This is a genomic window from Noviherbaspirillum malthae (assembly GCF_015352985.1).
GTDB lineage: Bacteria > Pseudomonadota > Gammaproteobacteria > Burkholderiales > Burkholderiaceae_D > Noviherbaspirillum > Noviherbaspirillum malthae.
In genome coordinates this window covers 1-17462 of record NZ_JACYXF010000063.1, presented here as the reverse complement: position 1 = coordinate 17462, position 17462 = coordinate 1, and the positions used below count along the sequence as shown (strand labels likewise).

At 56.1% G+C, this 17462-nt stretch carries 16 protein-coding genes and 1 pseudogene; 8 read left to right on the top strand and 9 right to left on the bottom strand.

Annotated elements, in window-relative coordinates; all coding sequences use genetic code 11:
- Positions 1-59: 59 nt before the first annotated feature.
- Together IGW03_RS30900 and IGW03_RS30895 are read right to left on the bottom strand one after the other, a co-directional pair.
- Positions 60-266 carry a hypothetical protein gene (locus IGW03_RS30900; protein WP_151638096.1) on the bottom strand — a complete coding sequence of 69 codons (207 nt, stop codon included), beginning with the start codon at positions 264-266 and terminating at the stop codon, positions 60-62.
- Positions 267-400: 134 nt separating this feature from the next.
- Positions 401-652 carry a hypothetical protein gene (locus IGW03_RS30895; protein WP_151638095.1) on the bottom strand — a complete coding sequence of 84 codons (252 nt, stop codon included), beginning with the start codon at positions 650-652 and terminating at the stop codon, positions 401-403.
- A 463-nt stretch (positions 653-1115) separates the two neighbouring features.
- Here IGW03_RS30895 and IGW03_RS30890 point away from each other — a divergent pair, with 463 nt between their 5' ends.
- From IGW03_RS30890 to IGW03_RS30880, 3 genes are read left to right on the top strand one after another with little or no spacing between them, the layout of a single operon-like run.
- The gene (locus IGW03_RS30890; protein ID WP_151638094.1) at positions 1116-1532 is read left to right on the top strand and encodes a hypothetical protein; all 417 of its coding nucleotides are present in this window, start codon (positions 1116-1118) and stop codon (positions 1530-1532) included.
- Positions 1529-3379, top strand: coding sequence for a relaxase family protein (locus IGW03_RS30885; protein WP_194726303.1), 1851 nt, complete (start codon positions 1529-1531; stop codon positions 3377-3379). The genes IGW03_RS30890 and IGW03_RS30885 overlap by 4 nt, the downstream gene beginning before the upstream one ends.
- A 6-nt stretch (positions 3380-3385) precedes the next feature.
- A complete protein-coding gene (locus IGW03_RS30880) occupies positions 3386-4090 on the top strand; it encodes an LPD7 domain-containing protein (RefSeq protein ID WP_194726302.1) in 705 nt (234 codons plus the stop codon).
- 180 nt (positions 4091-4270) lie between these two features.
- Here the strand turns inward: IGW03_RS30880 and IGW03_RS30875 are convergent, their stop codons facing one another.
- From IGW03_RS30875 to IGW03_RS30855, 5 genes are all read right to left on the bottom strand, one after another.
- Positions 4271-5413 (bottom strand): CaiB/BaiF CoA transferase family protein, encoded by a 1143-nt coding sequence (locus IGW03_RS30875; protein WP_194726301.1) that lies wholly within the window; start codon positions 5411-5413, stop codon positions 4271-4273.
- 230 nt (positions 5414-5643) lie between these two features.
- Positions 5644-6237 (bottom strand): DUF2889 domain-containing protein, encoded by a 594-nt coding sequence (locus IGW03_RS30870; protein ID WP_225984818.1) that lies wholly within the window; start codon positions 6235-6237, stop codon positions 5644-5646.
- A gap of 40 nt (positions 6238-6277) precedes the next feature.
- On the bottom strand, positions 6278-7261 hold the full coding sequence (locus tag IGW03_RS30865) for a tripartite tricarboxylate transporter substrate binding protein (protein ID WP_194726300.1): 984 nt from the start codon (positions 7259-7261) through the stop codon (positions 6278-6280).
- Between the two features lie 41 nt (positions 7262-7302).
- The gene (locus tag IGW03_RS30860; protein WP_151638090.1) at positions 7303-9447 is read right to left on the bottom strand and encodes a 3-hydroxyacyl-CoA dehydrogenase NAD-binding domain-containing protein; all 2145 of its coding nucleotides are present in this window, start codon (positions 9445-9447) and stop codon (positions 7303-7305) included.
- A 31-nt stretch (positions 9448-9478) separates the two neighbouring features.
- Positions 9479-10690 (bottom strand): acetyl-CoA C-acetyltransferase, encoded by a 1212-nt coding sequence (locus IGW03_RS30855; protein WP_151638089.1) that lies wholly within the window; start codon positions 10688-10690, stop codon positions 9479-9481.
- A gap of 99 nt (positions 10691-10789) precedes the next feature.
- Between IGW03_RS30855 and IGW03_RS30850 the strand changes: the two genes are divergently transcribed.
- From IGW03_RS30850 to IGW03_RS30830, 5 genes are all read left to right on the top strand, one after another.
- Entirely contained in the window at positions 10790-11608 is an 819-nt protein-coding gene (locus tag IGW03_RS30850; RefSeq protein ID WP_225984817.1) for an IclR family transcriptional regulator, read from the top strand.
- 46 nt (positions 11609-11654) lie between these two features.
- Positions 11655-12821, top strand: coding sequence for an acyl-CoA dehydrogenase family protein (locus IGW03_RS30845; protein ID WP_151638087.1), 1167 nt, complete (start codon positions 11655-11657; stop codon positions 12819-12821).
- Positions 12822-12848: 27 nt separating this feature from the next.
- Positions 12849-14426, top strand: coding sequence for an AMP-binding protein (locus IGW03_RS30840; protein WP_151638086.1), 1578 nt, complete (start codon positions 12849-12851; stop codon positions 14424-14426).
- A gap of 44 nt (positions 14427-14470) precedes the next feature.
- On the top strand, positions 14471-15607 hold the full coding sequence (locus tag IGW03_RS30835; RefSeq protein WP_228536207.1) for an acyl-CoA dehydrogenase family protein: 1137 nt from the start codon (positions 14471-14473) through the stop codon (positions 15605-15607).
- A gap of 326 nt (positions 15608-15933) precedes the next feature.
- Entirely contained in the window at positions 15934-16458 is a 525-nt protein-coding gene (locus tag IGW03_RS30830; protein WP_225984815.1) for a transposase, read from the top strand.
- 54 nt (positions 16459-16512) lie between these two features.
- Here IGW03_RS30830 and IGW03_RS39330 read toward each other — a convergent pair.
- Positions 16513-16720 (bottom strand): annotated as a pseudogene (locus tag IGW03_RS39330) (transposase); the annotation flags it as partial.
- A gap of 135 nt (positions 16721-16855) precedes the next feature.
- On the bottom strand, positions 16856-17236 hold the full coding sequence (locus IGW03_RS30820) for a SpoIIAA family protein (RefSeq protein ID WP_151638084.1): 381 nt from the start codon (positions 17234-17236) through the stop codon (positions 16856-16858).
- Positions 17237-17462 lie beyond the last annotated feature (226 nt).

Sequence of the window (17462 nt, the reverse complement as noted above, 5' to 3'; positions counted from 1 at the left end):
CTGCTCAATCGCCACCATAGGCGGTGTCACACAGTGTTTCTTCATGTCCTTCACTCTCATTATTTCGGTTTGCACTCGGCCGACAGGATCTGGCGATACGTCGGGCGGCCGAGCGTGTTGATTTTGTTCATTTCCTCGAACGTCGCCAGGATCGCCTCTTTCGCCTGTTCGCACCGCGGCTGAGTCGAAAACTCCTGTATGCTTACCGTTGGGTCCCAAGCGCCGCTGCCGCCCAAGAACGTCATCACAATCAATACGTATGGCATCCGCGTCTCCGTCTACAGAACGCCGCGCCATGCATCCGCCGGAATGCTGGCCCACTCTTGTTTCAAGCGCTTCAACGTCTCCGGTCGGACAGGAAGGTAAGGCATGTGGTTCTCGGCAGGGTACAGCGCCCCTTTCACTCCTCGGCGACGTGCGCAGTATCCGGAACGCCGAAGGTGGTGCCGCATGCAGCGATCACCCGGTTGTAGTTGCTGTTGGACGGACGGTCCAACTTAAGCGCCAGCGCCGGGATCCTGAAGTGGCTCAAAATTCCTTGCATGTCGTGCAGCATCGCGATATTCAAACGGCTGACCGGATGACCGGTGCACTCCCCTAGCATATACCGAAGTTTCGCGCGCATTCCGCCCGCGCTCATGGCTTTCCGCATGTGCGTTCCTTTGTTAACAGCGATGCATTTGTTTTATCCGGTTTTTCCGAAAACACAAGCAACGCGCCGTGCGGTGTTGAGATGACGCCAGCTGGCGTCATAAGCGCGCCAGTCGATTTAAACGCGTTTAGCGGCGCCGAACCGTCCGCGAGTTGGCCGTCGCGGTTTCCAGCCGCGAGGATGCGTCATCTGGCAAACGCCAAGTCAATGGCGCCAGCGCACCGCCACTCCCTTGACCGCAAGGTGTTTGCAAGGCATTTCGCGGCCCGTGCGATGCCCGAAGCGCTAATATTTTCCCAGCAGCCGAGAAACGAGGAAAAACAGGGCACGACTGATAGGGTAAACAGTTGATCACAATCAACTGTTTACCCTATCGTGTGCCAAAGAGGGTGTCCCTCTTTGAAACTCCCTGAGCGTGCTGACGCACGCCAAAACCACACCACTTTCCGACGCGGAGGCAGCGATGGATCCACTGCTTGAGGGGCCTGCGGATGGGCCGACCGACGAAGAAATGGCAGCGCTCAACCAAAGCACGGTAACGGTCGCGTGCCGGATGCCGAAATGGTTATTGGCGGAGGTTGCCGACAAGAGCGCTGAAGCCGAAATAACCGTGTCGCGCTTCGTCCGCGATGCCGTCGAAGCGGCCATTGAAAACAAAACCATTGTCATCAACCCGCGGCCGGCAATCCCGCCGAAGATGAAGGTCATGAACCATGAGCTGCATCGCCTGTTTGCGTCGGTATCGAATAATTGCAACCAGCTCGCGAGGCGTGTGCACTACGATCACTTAAACAAACAGATAACGGACAAAACGTATGCCGCGGTTGCCGAGCAACTGGCGATTCTGATTCGCGTGCTTGAGGCGCGGCTGCCGCCATGATCGTTCGCCAAGGCGGCGGCGATGACGGGGTGATCGAGTACCTTGAGGAAGGGAAAAAGGCAGGGCGACCATACACCCGTGACGAGCTAGACGAGCGCGTGCCGCTCGCTGGCGATATCGAGGCGTGCCGCAAACTAATCAAATCGATCGACCATAGTGCCGAGCGTTATCTGCATCTGACTCTCAGTTTCGCGGAACGCGATATTCCGAAACATTTGATGGCGCAAGTCATTGACGACTATGTGGCCGACCTGATGCCAGCATTCCGTCCCGACGAATATGCCTTTTATGCCGAAGCGCACTGCGCCAAGATCAAAAGCTATACCCATGAAACATCGGGCGAACTGGTTGATCGACTAGACCACATTCACCTGGTCATCCCGAACATAAATTTGCTGACCGGTAAAGCGCTCAACCCGGTGGGCCGCACTGAACAAAACGTTATTTGGTTGGATGCGATACAGGAGAACATCAACCGGAAATACGGGTTCGTGTCCCCGAAAGACCGCCCGCGGGCAGACTCCACGACCAAGGCCGACATTATCGACCGCGACCGGGTGACGGAGTTTAAGAAGGGGAGCTTCACAGACGTAAAAGCCAAGCTCGAGCAGCTGGTCGTGGAGCGCGGGATTTTTGACAAAAAAGGTTTGGTCGCGCTGGCGCAAGAATACGGCGAGGTTCGCATCCGCAATATGGGAAAGGGGTCTGAGCGTGAGTACGTCGCAATCAAGCCGCCAGGTTTTACGAAGTTCGTCAACTTGAGCAGTGGCGTATTTCGCGACTGCATGGGCGCAACGCCGCGCTTCATCAGTGAGGAAGAAATGCGGCAGGTCGGCGTCGGCAAGCGCACGGACGACGAGCTTGAGGCTTTGCGCGAAGACTGGATTATTCGGCGCCAGCGAGAGATCAAGCTGCTGAATTCGGGTCGCAAGCGTGAGTATGCGGAATACAAGGCGGCGGACCCGGAAACCCGGCTGGACATGCTCGCAGACCTTGAGCGCAAGTTCTATTGGAAATACGACAAGGAGCTTAGTTATGGACGAGACAAAGACGACGCCGGACAACGGCCAGGCGCAAAAAACCGAATCGACGCGGATCCCGCATCCGCTTGGGCCAGCCCAAGCGCCAGAGCAGCCGCTGCTAAACAGAACGCTGCAAAGAGTGCCGCTCGCACGACGACCGCAGCAATTCACGCTATGCCAAGCCTGCACCAACGCCGTGTGGATAGCGACGGACCCTCCGGGCGAGGGGGTGAAGGCGTTTTGCAAAGTGATGTTTCAGGTAGTGTGGGACGATCGGGAACAAGTGCCGATAACGCAGTGCGACGCCCACCAGCTGCCAGGGGAACCAGAGTAATCAACCCGGGCACCGGGCGCGCGGGTGACAATTATGCCGAACAAATCCTGCGGGACCACATCGACGCAGCGCAAATGTCGAAAGACAAGCAGCGCGCGCTGATTCGTGAAATCAAGAGAAAGCTCGACCCGCATTTCCTGGTGGCGCAACTGGCGAAAAAGACCGGCTTGCGGTCGGAGGATTACATCGTCACGGAGGAAGAAAGCGGGGCGCGAATCCGGCACCGCGATTCAACCGTGAATTACACCATTCCTGACCTGTGCACGAAGCATTTGCATTGGAGCTGGCCCGAGACGCGCGACTACTTGCAGACCTGGTACTCGCTGCAAAACCTTGTCAGCAAAGCACCAATCACGTCGCCGCCTAATCCGGCAATATGGACGCAGTATCAGAAAGCCCAATCGGCCAAGCGGGTGAAGACCCGTCCAATCGAGCGCAATGCGATCCGGCAGGCGAAAGAAGCATTACGCGCATTGCGTGCACAGCACTAGGCTGACATGGTTGCGTTGCGCCGGCGCCGACTGTCATTTGCCGAGTTCCGGGCGGAACGGTCCATTCTCAAGCTGGGACTGGCAAAGCAGGAGAAGGAGCTGCAGGCGTCGATGCGCGCCGCACGCGAGCGCCTGGCCGAGCTCGATCGCAACGACCCGGGCCGCAATATGTATCGACTCTGGCTCGTTGAGCGCGCCGAGTCAGGCGATCCGGAAGCGCTGCTGGAATTGCGGCGCCAGCGCATAGAACAAGAGCGCCGGGCCAAGCGACGGGTCAGCGCCATCGTGATGATCGGGATTTCCGTCAACGCGCCGCTGCTGGACCGCACTGATAACCTGTCGTACCGGGTACACAAAAATGGGGACGTGAGCTATCTGGATGCGTTCGGCAAAGAGCTCTTGCGGGATACCAGCGACGCTATCTGGATTTATGATGAGTCCGATGACAGCGTGGAGCTGGCGATCTTGCTGGCGCAAAAACGCTTTGGCAATGGTGGTTTTGGCCTGGAGGGCGGTGCAGCATTCGTGGAGCAGGTGATCCGGGTCGCCGCCGAGCGAAACATGGCGGTGAGATTCGCTGATGATGCGATCAATGAGCGTATCGAGAAACTGAAAAAACAGTTGCACCCGCAACCGACCAAGCGGGTGCCCGATTACAAGGTCCTGCAAGACCAAGCTGGCGGGAAGGGCAAGGCACCCAAGCCAAAATAGCCGGGCGGGGTGGTGATCGCGCCGCCTGATGCGGAAACACCGCCGCCCGGTGCTGTTGCATGCAACATCGCGTGTTTTTCGTTGTAGTGAAAAATAAAAGCCCCGACATGGGTGTTTGAATAGAAGGCAGTGGTCGCGCGAATATTGCTGAGCAGTTCTTCTATGAGCGTCCGGCAACCGTTAAACGGGCATTGTTAGATTCTGTTTCCAAAGTTTGATCTCATCCTCGGCTAGCCACTCGGACAGGGCAGTTTCCAGGCTTTCTTTATCGATGGAGGGCGCGACAGGTCTGTCCGGGCGCGATCTCGAAAATCTTGGCGCAGGGGCAGGCTGAGGTATGCCGTCAATCTCGACAAAAGCCTCCCTTGATTTCATATGTGGGTGATGCGCCACTTCGGCGATGGCCAAAACAGGAGCGACACACACGTCTGCGTCACCAAACAGCGTGCACCATTCGTCGCGCGTCTTCGTCATGAAGCGATCTGCAAGCAGCCTTTTTCTCTCGTTCCAATTCTGCCGGTCGAATCGATCGCCATATTGAGAAGCGTCTAGACCAAGCATTTGTAGCAGTAGATCGTGAAATTTTTTCTCTATGGCGGCTACCGAAATCCACTTTTCATCGGCGCACTTGTACACTTCATAGAAGTATGCTCCGGAATCGAGAATATTATTCCCGCGTGAATCATTCCATTGGCCTGCGGCATGCAGGCCTAGCAATGGCAACGCGAGCGACAAGACGCCATCGACGATGGCTGCATCAACGACTTGTCCGTTGCCAGACTGCTTCGATTCGATAAAAGCAGCGAGCATCCCGAACGCAAGGTAAAGCGCTCCTCCGCCGAAGTCACCCACTAGATTTAATGGAGGGGTCGGCGGTTGGCCGTCGCGGCCAATCATATCGAGTACGCCTGTCACTGCAATGTAATTCAAGTCATGGCCGGCAGACTTAGCCAGCGGCCCTTCCTGCCCCCATCCCGTCATGCGGCCATAAACAAGCCGGGGATTTCTTGCCAGGCAGATGTCCGGGCCGAGACTCAGTTTTTCCATTACACCCGGACGGAATCCCTCGATCAGTCCATCTGCCTCTTCGACTAACCGTAGAACTAGATCTCGACCTGCTTCCGACTTGAGGTCAAGCGCGATCGACTTTCTGTTCCGGAGCGAAAAATTATATTTCGGCGGCCTCTCTATCCCGAGCCCGGACTCTGCCGGTCGATCGATCCTGACGACGGTAGCACCCAAATCCGCAAGCAGCATTGCTGCTAGAGGACTTGGCCCAATACCGGCCAACTCTAGTATCTTCATGCCGAACAAAGGTCCCATTTCAACTCCTTAAAGTGTACAAGACGCTCACGCATAGCGCGCCAACATAACGCTTTCCGTTCCAATAGGCGTCATTGAGCCCGATGTCGTCGACAGGACGGACTAGCTGGATACATTTGCTGGTGCGACACAGGCGAAATGATTTCAATACTGAAATCGCTGGATCAAGCAAAGGCCCATGTCAAAACGCACAAGCCGAGCTGCCAGTCGGATGACGCCGTTCAATAGGATCATTGGGCGTCGTCGCTCGGGACCTGGTCGCTTCGATAGTGTTTCGGATAAAGCCGTTTCACTGCCGGACTATTGAAAGCCAGTGCCAGGCACTTTCCTAGGTGAAAGGGAGGCTGTCCGCAGGAGGATGCGGACGTTCCTGCTTGGCGCGTCAACTGGGCTTGGTACACTGGTATGGTTTGATAAGCTACCGTGGCCATGTTGAACAGCAGTTCCCTCAGATGAGTACATCCTTTAGTGCCGCCCATGCGACTCTCGATCGATTGGCGCCATCCTGTTGCCATAGATGTGCCGATCATGGTCAGCAAGGGTTCCTGAGATAAGCTGCACTCCGCCACAGGCGTGGTGTGCATCGCCGACGAAATTTCACGGACAGTCAACGTGTCGTCCACAGTGAGCCGGATATGGAGATCATGGATAGGCGACCCGGGAGGGGTGGTGCCTGCGTCTCCACCATATGATTGGTATGCGCGCTCGTCCCGCATGGAGGCTTCAATGTCCCACAACCCGTCATCCCGTTTGTAACCATGGAATGACAGGCTGCGGGTATGCAGCAAGGTCCTGTTTACTGGAGTGTTCACTGAAGTCATCATGCGTATCCAAGTAGGTGATTTTCGGCGTCGTCCCACGAGATTAATTTTTCTTGAGCTTGGCTTTCTCGATCAATTTTGCAATCCGTACATATTCGTTGCGTATCATGCCCATCGTTGCCTTGCTGTCAAGTGAAGTGAGCTCCATACCCATGCCGGCAAATTTACTCTTTAGCTGGGGGTCAGCCAGCACGCTTTGCAGCGCCTCACTCAACGCCTTTTGTGTCTGTTCAGGAGTCGCTGCGGGGGCAAACAGCGCAACCCAAGCAGTGAGCTCGGCGTCCGGGTAGCCTGCCTCAACAATCGATGGAACCTGAGGCAATTCAGCCATGCGGTTGGCCGAGGTTGTGGACAAGGCGTTCACCTGCCCCACTTTTACGCGCTGTAGCGAGCCAACGCTCGGATCGAAGCCGAACGTCACTTCACCCGAAAGGACTGCTTGTACGCATTGTGCGCCGCTCTTGTATGGAATTTCGGTAATATCAACACCAGCGGCAACCTTGATGGCTTCGCCTGTGAGTTGTGCCGTGCTGGCCGGCCCAAACGATGCATAGCTGAGTTTGCCAGGCGACTTGCGAGCAGCCTCGATCACATCTGCCAGCGTCTTGTAGGGAGATTTTGGCGACACTATGATTAGGTTGGGAAACGACGCTACCGTACCAATGGCGGCAAAGCTACGCAGTGGATCGTAGGTTACATTTTCCATCAGCTGTGGGCTGATCGTGAACGCTGCGTTGGAGCCCAAAAACAGCGTATGTCCGTTTGGTTCTGCGCGAGCGACCGTACTGGCCCCGATCATTGTGCCTGCACCGGGGCGATTGTCAACAATAACGGGCCGGCCTAGGATGGTTTGCAGTTTTGGCTGCAGGTGGCGTGCAATCGTATCGATCGTGCCGCCTGCTGCATAAGGCACGACTATCTGGATAGGCCGATCTTGAAAAGTAGCGTCCGCCGCTGTCGCCGCACCGGCAGCGCAGGTTAGCAACGTCAAAGCCATGGTTGTTAGGTATTTTTTTAAGAGTTTCATTGATGTCTCCTTGTGAGTGTTGTCATGAATTCCAACAAAAATCAAAACAGTTCCAACTTGCGTGCTTTGTCTTGGAGCAGTTGGGGCGGAGCAAAACGTTCGCCATAGCGTTCAGCCATGCAATGGGCACGATCCACGGCCTTCTCCAACCCGTAGGAGTTCAGGAACTGAAATACCCCTCCGGTCCAGCGCGGAAACCCGATGCCGAGGACTGAACCGATGTTTCCGTCGCCCGCGTTGTCCAATACCCCTTCCTGTAAAATCCGCACGGATTCCAGCGCCATGCAGAACAGCAAGCGGTCTTGCTTGTCCTGCTGAGAAATCTGCGCGTCCGGCCGTAGGAAATGAGTCGCAAGACCGCTCCAGAATTGCTTTCCGCCGTCTGCGGGGTAGTCGTAAAAGCCGCCGCCGGCAGCACGGCCCTTGCGGCCGAATTCTTCAAGCATGCGCTCCATTACTGCGTCGGCCGGATGCGGTGGCAACGGGCGTCCTTCAGCGGCAAAGGCCTTTAGAGTTTCCAGTCGGTTGTTGTAAGACAGGCTAAGGCTCACCTCGTCAAGTACCGCCAAGGGGCCGACCGGAAAGCCTGCGAACATTGCTGCAGCTTCGATCGAGGCTGGATCCTGACCCTCGCCCAGCATGGCTACGCCCTCGCGCGTAAAGGTGCTGAATACGCGGCTGGTGAAGAAACCTCGGCTATCGTTGACGACGATAGGGGTTTTGCCGATCTGCATGACGAAATCGAGGGCCTGGGCCAAGGTTTCCTGCGAAGTCCGGTTGCCCTTGATGACTTCCACCAGCTGCATGCGATCCACAGGCGAGAAGAAGTGCAAGCCGATAAAACGCTCTGGTCGGCCTGAATTTTTGGCAAGTCCGCTGATGGGCAGAGTGGATGTATTGGACGCCCAAACTGCGCCATCGCCGAGCAACGGCTCGACGGCGCGGGTGATTTCACCTTTGAGCTCAGGGTTTTCGGGCACAGCCTCAATCAACAAATCGACATGGGCTAGATTCTCGTAGCGATCAGTCGAATGAATGCGCGCGACGATTTCCTGGCGTTTTGTTGGATCGACTTCGCCTTTCTCCTCGCGCTTGGCCAGCAATTTTTCGGCATGGATACGCGCTGCGTCGGCTTGGGCAAGCGTGGCATCCTTGACCCAGACGTCGATGCCGCGCGCTGCTGCCACATAGGCAATTCCTTTGCCCATCATGCCGGCACCAAGTACCGCCAGGTTTTTGACCTGTTTCTTTGCAATCCCCGCGGGACGTTGTGCGCCAGATTTGATTTCGTTGGCACGAAACCAGAAAGTGCCAATGATGTTCTTGGCGACCTTACCGGTAACGATTTGCACGAAGTAGCGCGTCTCGATTCGGCTAGCGGTATCGAAATCGACCTGCATTCCCTCCACCGAAGCGCTGAGGATTGCTTCCGGCGCTGGATAACAACCACGCGTCTTGGCTCGCACTTGGGCAGCAGCAGCTGATATCCAGCGTTTGGCCTCTGGACTGTCGTTCCAGCCGCCGGGCGGCCTATAACTGGGCGCGTCCCAAGGCTGGGTCGCGGTCGCGGTAGCGGAAATCCACGCGCGAGCACGGGCCAGCAGAATCTCCTGCGTGTTGACGAGTTCGTGTATCAAGCCTGCCTTGAGCGCTTCGACAGGCGAGAGAAGTTTGCCGTCCTGCAGATAGGGTTGGCTTGCGGCCAACCCCAGCAGCCGGTTCATGCGCACGATGCCTCCTGCACCCGGCATCAGGCCCAGCGTGGCTTCGGGCAAACCGAACTGGACCTTTGGCCGGTCCAGTGAGATGCGGTAATGGCAGGATAATGCGATTTCAAATCCTCCTCCAAGCGCTGTGCCATTAAGGGCCGCTACGACCGGTTTGCCTAAGGTTTCGAGCCGGCGCAGGGTTTTCTTGCCGCGTTCAGTGGCCTCGAATAGTGTTTGCGCATCGGCGGGCTGCATGTTGTACAGGCGCTTGAGGTCGCCACCGGCGAAAAATGTGTCTTTGGCTGACGTCAGGATAATGCCGGAAATGCTGTCTTTCTCTTTTTCGAGCCGAGTGACCATGTCAGCCAGACATTCGCGCATCGCATCGGTCATGGTGTTGACGCTTTGCTCAGGCGCATCGAAAGTGATCGTCACGATGCCGTCGTCGGTCTTGTGGTATTGAATCGGGGCTTGCATCAGGTTAGTCTCCGTGAACAGGGTCCAGGCGTTAGAGGCGTTCAATGACGGTGGCTACACCCATGCCGCCTGCTGTGCAGAGGGTAGCCACGCCGTAGCGCAATTCCCGGCGTTCCATTTCATCGAGCAAGGTGCCGAGGAGGATCGCGCCGGACGCTCCTATGGGATGCCCCATTGCGATGGCGCCGCCATTGACGTTGATCTTGTCCAGCGGTACGTCCAAGGTTTTTGCAAAATAAAGAGGGACAGCTGCGAAGGCTTCATTTACTTCGAACAGCTCGATTTGGTCTATGCGCAGGCCTGCTTTGGCGATTGCTTTCTGGGTAGCCGGCACCGGGCCTGTAAGCATCAATGTGGCATCTACCGTTGCCAACCCGGTGCCCAGAATCCGCGCACGCGGGCGCAGGCCTAACTCTGCGCTTATCTTCTCGCTGCCAACTAGCACCAATGCCGCTCCATCGACGATCCCCGACGCGTTGCCGGCAGTATGCACCGCATCGATGCGATCAAGTTGGGGGTAGCGCTGGCGCGCTACTACACCATTGGCCATCGCCGATACCCCACCGAATGCCGGCTTGAGCGCTGCTAGCGAAGCTGCGGAAGTGTCTTCGCGAATGTATTCATCGTGGTCGAGCACGGTAATGCCATTGGCGTCGCGTACTGGCACGAGCGAACGACCAAAGCGGCCTTCGCAGCGAGCCTGTGCCGCCAATTGCTGCGAGCGCAGCGCAAAGGCATCCAGCGTCTCCCGGTTGAAGCCGTGTAGCGCGGCGAGCATGTCCGCACTGAAACCCTGTGGCACATACCCGATCTTTAAACTAGTGGCCGGATCGTAAATCCAGGCGCCACCGGTGGCACCTAGACCCACGCGGGACATCGATTCGACGCCGCCGGCAGCGATCAGATCGTGCCAGCCCGATCGTACTTTTTCCGCTGCTAAGTTGACTGCTTCCAGACCCGCGCCGCAAAAGCGCTGCAAAGCCATGCCGGACACGCGGTCCCAGCCACCCGGTGCACACAAGGCCGCAATCCGCGGCAAACATGACCCCTGATCACCCACGGCAGAACTAATGCCCATAATGAGGTCATCCACGCGCGTGGGGTCCAAGTCGTGACGCCGACGCAAAGCGTCTAGTAGTGTTACGACCAGATCGATAGGCTTGGTTTCATACAAGGTGCCAGCACCAGGTTTGCCTCTACCCCTAGGTATACGAATGGCATCGAAAATTAAGGCTTCGGACATCGGAATCTCCAACGTTAACACATCTAATGGAACAAGTGTCTCGAAATAACTTGATTACGTCAAGTTAACTTAGCATAATTAAGGAAAAGGAGTAAAATAGTGGAACATCTGTCTCATATTGAAGAGGAAATAAAACCGAGCGATGACAAGGTCGTCAGTGCCTTAGCGCGAGGTATACAGATACTGCAGTGCTTCAGCAGTACAGCGCCCGAACTCAGTGCTCGCGAGCTAATCGCCGCCACGGGATTATCCAAAGCAACTTTTTTCCGGCTGACCTATACCCTATGTTCGACAGGCCTGCTGCGCTATACCGAGCTGACAGGACGCTTTGCTCCTGCGCCTGGCCTATTGACTCTCGCGACTCCGTTACTTGCCCGTATGAATGTACGCCAGATCGCTTTTGGGCAAATGCAGGCCCTTGCGGACAGGGTGCACGGCCAAGTGTCTTTGGCACTGGGGGCGGGCTTGGACCTAGTATTTATTGATCTGGCTCAGTCTAGGGATTGCGCAACTTTCCGGCCCGCGATGGGCGCTCACATCTCGCTGTCGCGCACGGCATCGGGGCGTGCATACCTGTGCAGTATGCCAACTGAGCAGGCAGACGCCTACATGGACGAATTAAGAATCAGAAATCCAGAGCATGCCGAAAGGCTCACTGAGCGATTGGATGAGGCGCGCCGCGATTTGGCCAATCGCGGCTTTTGCGTCGGACATGGGGATCTGCAACGTCAAGTGGAGTCGGTGGCTGTTCCGGTACGGTCGACGACATCCGATGAAATTTATGTGTTTGCCTGCACCGTCTCAGCCTTCGAACTAACGTCTGGACAACTACTTGACGACGTAGGCCCAAGGCTCGTAACGCTGGCCCATAGTGTAGAGGCTTCGCTGGGGCGAAATCCGGATACTGGGTCCCATTAATGCCAAAGCTCCCCATTTCCTTTCCCACTTTTCATATGAGTCATTCATGAATTTTGACCTATCGCCTGAACAAGAAGCCTTGCGTGACGCCGTCGCGCGTATCTGCAGTCGCTTTGACGATGAATACTGGTTAAAAAAAGACACCGAGGGGGGGTTCCCGCATGAACTGCATCAAGCCTTGGCAGAGGCTGGCTGGCTAGGCATTTGCATTCCCGAGGAATACGGCGGCTCGGGTTTGGGTATTACCGAGGCGGCACTGATGATGCAGACCATCAGCGAATCTGGCGCCGGGATGTCTGGCGCCTCTGCGGTGCATATGAACATCTTCGGCCTATCCCCAGTAGTCATTTTCGCCAATGACGAGCAGAAGCGCCGCATGCTGCCGCCGCTGGTCGCCGGTAAGGAGAAGGCGTGCTTTGCTGTCACCGAGCCCGATGCGGGATTAAACACAACTCGGCTCAAGACTCAGGCGTTACGCGAGGGGGACTACTATATAGTCTCCGGTTCCAAAGTCTTCATCTCCACCGCACAAGTAGCCGAGAAAATGCTTATCCTTGCGCGCACTACGCCCCTGGATCAGGTAAAGAAACCCACTGACGGTTTGAGCTTGTTTTATACCAATCTCGATCGCCGCTTCGTCGAGGCGCGAGTGATTGACAAGCATGGCCGCAAGGCAGTGGACACCAACCAGCTCTTCATCGACGGTCTCAAGGTGCCGGTGGAAGATCGCATCGGCGAGGAGGGCAAAGGCTTCCACTATATTCTGCATGGCATGAATCCCGAGCGTATCCTGATCGCCTCCGAAGCTATCGGTCTAGGCAAAGCGGCCCTAAAACGCGCCGCTCAGTACGCGAACGAGCGTATCGTATTCGACCGGCCTATTGGGAAAAACCAGAGTATTCAGCACCCGTTAGCTGAACGCTGGATGGAGCTCGAAGCGGCCAACCTCATGATGTATAAGGCAGCGGACCGATTCGACCGCGAACTATCCTGTGGAGCTGAGGCAAATGCTGCCAAGTATCTTGGCGCCGAGGCTGGTTATCAAGCTTGCCTCACGGCAGTGATGACGCATGGCGGTTATGGCTACGCCAAGGAATACCATGTTGAGCGTTACCTGCGTGAGAGCCTGATTCCGCGAATCGCCCCTATCAGTCCGCAATTGATCATGTGTTTTATCGCCGAGAAAGTGCTCGGACTTCCGAAATCATATTAAGCCAAGCTCTTGCGAAGGAGAGTAAAGATGGACACACCCACCACCGTGGATAGACTTGCCTACTGGGCTCAAGTCTGCCCTGATAAGATGGCATTGTGCTTGGTTGACGACATCGGCCAGGCAGTCAGCACATTGACCTATCGCACACTGGACCAACGCGCCAACGTAGTAGCGCAATGGCTCCTCGGCTTGGGGTTGGAGGCGGGGGACGGTATCGCTCTGCTGATGGAAAACCACCCGGACCTGTTTGCCCTGGCATGGGGGGCGCGGCGAGCCGGACTGTACTACACTCCGGTCAGCGTGCACCTTAGCCCGCATGAAGTGAACTACATACTTGCGGACTGTGGAGCTCGCTTGCTAGTGGCTACGACACAAACCGCCGCACTCGCAGGCAGCGCAAACGATTCCGCAGTGGCGGGCGTGCATGTCGTGAAATACCTGCTGGACGGACAGGCTGAAGGGTTCCGCTCGTTTGAACAGGAAATCAAGGCGTATGCTCCCGATGCTTCGCTGCCGGAGCGCATGGTGGGCCGCGACTTCCTGTATTCCTCAGGGACCACGGGCAAACCGAAAGGCATCAAGCGTCCCCTTACCGCATATGCCGATCGTTTCCGCGACTCCTATGACGCAGTGGTGTGGCGCGAATTTTTTGGTTTCGGTGCCGAGACCATTTATTTGACGATGGCGCCGCTGTACCATGCTGCACCTTTGCGCAGCACGATGCGCAATATCGATTGGGGAGGTAGCAATATCATATCCAGCCGTTTCGATGCGGAGCTGGGCTTGCGCTTGATTGAGCAATACCGCGTTACTCATAGCCAATGGGTGCCGACAATGATGATTCGTATGCTGGCTTTGCCGGAAAGTGTGCGAGCTGCATCCGATTTGTCCAGCATGCGGGTAGCCATTCATGCTGCAGCACCGTGCCCGCCCGAAGTCAAGCGGCGCATGATCGAATGGTGGGGGCCGGTGTGGTTCGAATACTATGGCGGCTCCGAAGGTATTGGACTGACAGCGATTAACAGCAGTCAATGGTTGCAGAAACCTGGCTCCGTAGGCTTGGCTTTACTTGGCAAGATCCACATCAAGGACGAGAGCGGAAATGAGCTGTCTCACGGACAACAAGGGCGCATCTATTTCTCCGGAACGCCCCGCTTTCAGTACCACAATGATCTGGCGAAGACCGAGGCGGCATATGACAGGCAAGGCTGCGCCACATTTGGCGACATTGGTCATGTTGATGAGGAAGGGTATTTGTACCTTTCAGGACGGCGCACTGATTTGATTCTCTCCGGCGGGGTCAATATCTATCCCAGTGAGGTCGAAAACCTCATCGTTACCTACCCTGGCGTGGTCGACGCCGCGGTAATCGGCGTCCCGCACCCCGAATTCGGTGAAGAGGTCAAAGCTGTGGTCCAGCTTCAAGATCCAAGCCGTGCCTCACCTGCCGTCGGCTCGGACATCATCGCTTTCTGTCGTGCACACCTTGCGCACCTGAAGTGTCCGCGCAGTGTGGATTTTGTGTCTGCTTTGCCGCGACTGGAAAATGGCAAGCTCTACAAGCGGCTCCTGATGAGTCGGTATCAGGAAGGTAGCCAGCCGTAGTATCTGGCCCTCCCTGTCCAAACATTTGCTATTTATAAGGATTCATGACGATGCGCGCAGTATTTCGAGAAGACCACGAGCAGTTCCGTGACCAGGTGCGTCGGTTTGTCCAGCGCGAGATTGAACCGCATCACCATGAGTGGGAAAAGGCAGGCCTGGTGCCGCGCGAAGCTTGGCTAAAGGCCGGGAAGGAGGGTTTGCTGTTGTGCGCGGTGCCCGAGGAATACGGCGGCGGCGGCGGCGACTTCGGACACTCGATCGTCGTTATCGAGGAACTGATGCGCGTGCTCGCTACCGGCCCCGGCTTCCCTTTGCATTCGGACATTGTTGCGCCATATATCCTGACGTACGGCAGCGCCGAGCAAAAGCAACGTTGGCTGCCTAGAATGGCACGGGGCGAGCTAATCGGCGCCATCGCAATGACCGAGCCAGGGCTCGGAAGCGACCTCAAATCGGTTCGTACCACGGCACAGCGTGTTGGAGATCACTACATCCTCAGCGGTCAGAAAACCTTTATCACTAACGGCGTCAACTCTGATCTTGTGATTGTAATCTGCAAGACTGACCTTTCTGCCGGCACGCGGGGCATTAGCCTTGTCGTGGTGGAGGCCGGTACGCCAGGGTTCACAAAAGGACCTCTGCTGGAAAAGATTGGCCTCAAAGCGCAGGATACCAGCGAGCTTTTCTTCGACGACGTGCGCGTCCCCGCTTCCAACTTGCTGGGTGAGGAGGGAAAGGGTTTTGGCTATCTAATGCACCAGCTCGCACAGGAACGGCTCATGATTGCCGTGCGCAGTCCGGTTGTGATGGAGACAATGCTGGAAGAAACCATCACCTATACGAAGAGCCGCAAGGCCTTCGGGCAGCAGGTGTTCGACCTACAGAATACGCGCTTCAAACTAGCGGAAATCAAGGCTAAGACTATGGCATGCCGGGTTTTCGTGGATCACTGTATTGCACTGCACTTCGAAAACAAGCTATCGACCGATATGGCGGCGATGGCCAAACTCTACGCCACCGAGGCCCAAGGAGAAGCTGTAGATCAATTGCTGCAGTTGCATGGTGGCTATGGCTTCATGCGCGAATACCCGATCGCCCGCGCCTTTGTGGATAGCCGGGTTCAGCGCATCTACGGCGGCACATCGGAAATTATGAAGGAAATCATCTCGCGCGGGCTTTGAGGTTGCCCGAAAAACCTTCGGATACATGTCATAGTCCTAAACACGAACGGCATTTTAGCTTCCCCCATCTACTGTGGTGCGGCCTTTAACAACGTTGAAAGTGGCGGAATCGGTCAAGCGCAGTGCCGGCGTGATCTGCAACGATGTAACCGAACTGGTTAATAAGCTCACACCATAGCAAGCAACGCCATCCATTGCTGAGGAGGCTTCTCCAAGGTGCCGCAACCTGCGTTCAAAGGTGGCTCCCGGATAGACGGGCGCTTCCTGGCGTTACACGCAATAACGAGCGCTGGCCATGATCTGGAAGTAATTCCGGGACGACGCCAGTGATTCTTCTTCAGACCCCAACCACCATACCCGGTTCGCTTAACCGTGGGATTGGTATAACATCCTTATTGCAACGGAACCATGCCAAGCGCGTGGTGTTTGGCTGCATGAATCTGGCAACCGGGCATCGCCTGTTCCTGGTCCGACGCCAGCAACGCGCGCAAGACTTCCAGGCGTTCTTGCGCCTGGTGCGACACCATTATCGTGGCTATCGAGTCACGATGGTACTTGATAGCCACGAGAGTCACGCCGCGCATGCGTCACAGCTTCTGGCAGCACGCCTGGGCATCCGGCTCCTGTGGTTGCCCAAGCGTTCACCGGAGCTCAACCCGATGGATACGTTATGGGGACAAGGCAAGGATGCAATTTGCGCGAATAAGCAGTTCTTCGCCTCAATCGACGAACAGGTCGCAGCGTTCATCGACCACCTTAATGGGCTATCGAACCAAGAAGCACTGCAAACATCAGGCGTGCGATCACGCAAATTCTGGCTCAGGCGCACAGTGATTTGTACACCTGCTTAGCATTTCGCGCGCAATAAGGCCATAAACTATCCCACACCGCTTCGTTTGGTATTCTCTTGTATGCCGGGTATGTATTACACGGAAATCCCCAAACCGCTCCGGCAAAGTCACGCCAGGGTATGCCCGCCCGTTACCGGTACAGCACCGCTTCAACAAACAGGCGGTTGTCTTTGGCCGTCCTGCCAACATGCCCGTCCCGTCCGGGCAGCCAATCCTTGATCCGCTCCCACTGGTCGTCCCGTAATCCATAACGTCTTGTCATCACTGCTCGGCGCGCTCTACGTGGCGATCATTGCACACACCGTGCAAATGACCGAACAAGCAGCCTTGAGTTCGGTTACTTTCGTCCGGCTTAGTAAGTCCGGAAAGGCCCGTGTTCAGAAGGGGAGGTGAGCCACTAATTTCGTTCCTCAAGCCACACGACTGCTTGTGTGAGATCGTTATAGAAGACGCGGTAAGTACCCTCTCCAAACTGACCAAAGGCGAGCCGCGCCAGAAATGCAATTCGAGTATTGGGGACCAAAATCGCGCGTCGCAAAGGTATCGGGCCATACTTCTTCCATGCATCTGAGTCCATGTTTTGTTGCAAGATGGCGAGCTGAACTCCGGGATCTTCCATCTCAAGTGCGTCGTACAATACCTTGACTTGCTGCGTATCCTTGACCAGTTCGACGACACGGTCCTGACACTCCCTCAGTATCTCCTCGGTACACTTTCCACGGATGCGCGCCGTAATGATACCGCCTACCGGCTCTACCCAAAGCTGCTGATGATTCATATGAAGATCTACTGTATCTTGTCACTGTGATCATAAGTGTAACAGATGTACCGGTGTCACCAGGGATGCTGTGGAACTGTCCATTTACTGTCCCGTGGCTGCCCCCGGTGTCAGCATAGTTGGTAAGTTGCCGAAATCGGCATAAGACCAACCATGGGGGGCTGGAACTCAAGGATGTCATCTATACCGCTAGCCCGCAAACACTCTATCCTGAACAAGATGCTGT